Raw genomic sequence first — 1865 nt, 5'->3', positions numbered from 1 at the left:
GCTGAGCACAAAGTAATCGCGATCTCTGGCGCGCGGATCGTTGCCGGGAAAGCGCAGATGACTGCGGTACAAAACCGCCAGCAGCTCAATGATCGAGAACGCACAGCCGATATGGACCGTAGAGCCCGCGTAGGCCATGTCCAGCACCGTTTTGCGCAGTGTTTGGGGGTTGAAGGTTGGCGGCTTGTAGGTCATCGTATGAACAGTCATATTTATGGCATTCACAACAGAGTCGCTTCTTTTAAAAAGTCAAAGCTCGTTACGCTTGAAGCTTGCTGGATGCGGTAAGTGGTCTGATTCATATCTGATAAACGCTATTTAATTGATAGCGGATTACGCTTGCTATACGGGGGCTAGAGGCTGATTTCATGTATTTTTGCAGTAATAGCCGCCAGTTTTGGGTGCGCCTCTAAACTCGATCTGCTGGTTGTCTTTGAGTTGCTTGAGCCAGCGTTCAATGGTTCTTTGTGGCTTGCCTGTTTGCGCCACCAGTTCCGTTGTTTTGAGTCCTGGCCGGGCCTGAATCAATTGCAACAAAGGGAGGGGCTCTGCATTTACTCCGCCACTTACTCCGCCACTTACTCCGCCACTTGCACCATCCAGAGGTAGTGCTGACTGTGTTTGTGAAAAGGTCGCCATCACGCCACCCGTAAATTCTTTGATCTCAAAATCAATCTCGGGGTAGTCCTGCAGCGCCTTGCGAATGCGGATAAAACCGCTGCCATATTTTTCGATGTTGCCAGTCAGGTAAAACGCTTCGGCCACCAACTTGTTGCGCAGGCTGGAGCGGTAGTTGTCGGCTTGGATGTCGGCCACGCTGATACCGCCATAAAAAACGCCGGGGCTGAAAATCGAGATTTTGTCGTCGAATATTTTGATCTGGATGTCGGAGCCATCGGTGTAGTTGCGGTGGATGACTGCGTTGAGAAGTACTTCGCGTAGCGCAGGCAGCGGGTAGCCAAAGCGTTCTTTGCGTTGAACGCTGCCATCAAACGTAAACGCGACACTGACGTACGAGACGATGAATTTCATCGACTGCTCGACCACTTCAAAGAGGGTGTCGGTAAATTGCCGGTCGTCGATGATCATGTCGGCGGTTTTAAAGCGGCCGATATGGACATGGTGACGGATGGGTACTTTGGCAAAAAGCAGCATAGCCGCCCAGGTTGGGTGACCGTTGACGAGGTAGTTGAGCTTTTCCAGTGCGGCGAAGTCTTCGCCTTCCAGGGCAAAGCGGCCGTTGTCATTCACCTGGCTAATGAAGCGTTTGATTTTGGGCAGGGATAGCGCCTCCAGCGTGTGCGTGCCGGCTTGGTGCGCGTCCCACGAGAGTTGCAGCGATTGCATGTACAAGTCGGCTATTTCACCCAGGGTGAGTTGGTGATTGGAGCTTGCCACGCGCTTTAAGTAGCGTCCTCGGGTGTTGACGGGTTTCACGGGGAATTCGCTCACGCCAATGACCACCACGGTTTTGCCCTGTTCGGTGCAGGCGCTGATGTCAGGGATGAGAGACGGACTGGTGGCTGACTTGATTTGCCCCAGCCAGTCGTTGAGCGTTTCTTTGCCCACTGTTGTGCCCAGCACGACACCCGCATCGCTCACGCCCACCAGCACCGCGCCGCCTTGCGCGTTGGCAAAGGCGACCAGCGTGGCGATGCAGGCTTTGTCAAACGAGGTTTTGAATTCCAGCGTTTGAGATTCGCCTGCGGCGATGAGGGTGTGCAGGGCTGAGCGCATGGTTAAATCAGAAGTTCACGCCCAGATAGGCCTCAATCTTGCTGGCAGCAAACTCCAGCATCTCTCTGGTCAGCGCCGGTTGCACCCCAATCCAGAAGGTGTTGTTCATCACATTGTCGGTATTGGTC

At 53.7% G+C, this 1865-nt stretch carries 1 protein-coding gene and 1 pseudogene; both read right to left on the bottom strand.

Going from position 1 to position 1865, the window contains the following annotated elements; all coding sequences use genetic code 11:
- A pseudogene (locus AC097N_RS21180) lies at positions 1-210 on the bottom strand (hypothetical protein); the annotation flags it as partial.
- A gap of 156 nt (positions 211-366) precedes the next feature.
- Entirely contained in the window at positions 367-1737 is a 1371-nt protein-coding gene (locus AC097N_RS21175) for an RNA-binding domain-containing protein (RefSeq protein WP_479584046.1), read from the bottom strand.
- Between the last annotated feature and the right edge of the window lie 128 nt (positions 1738-1865).

This window comes from Rhodoferax sp. LS1R11, from assembly GCF_056521395.1.
This window is presented reverse-complemented; position numbering and strand designations above follow the sequence as displayed.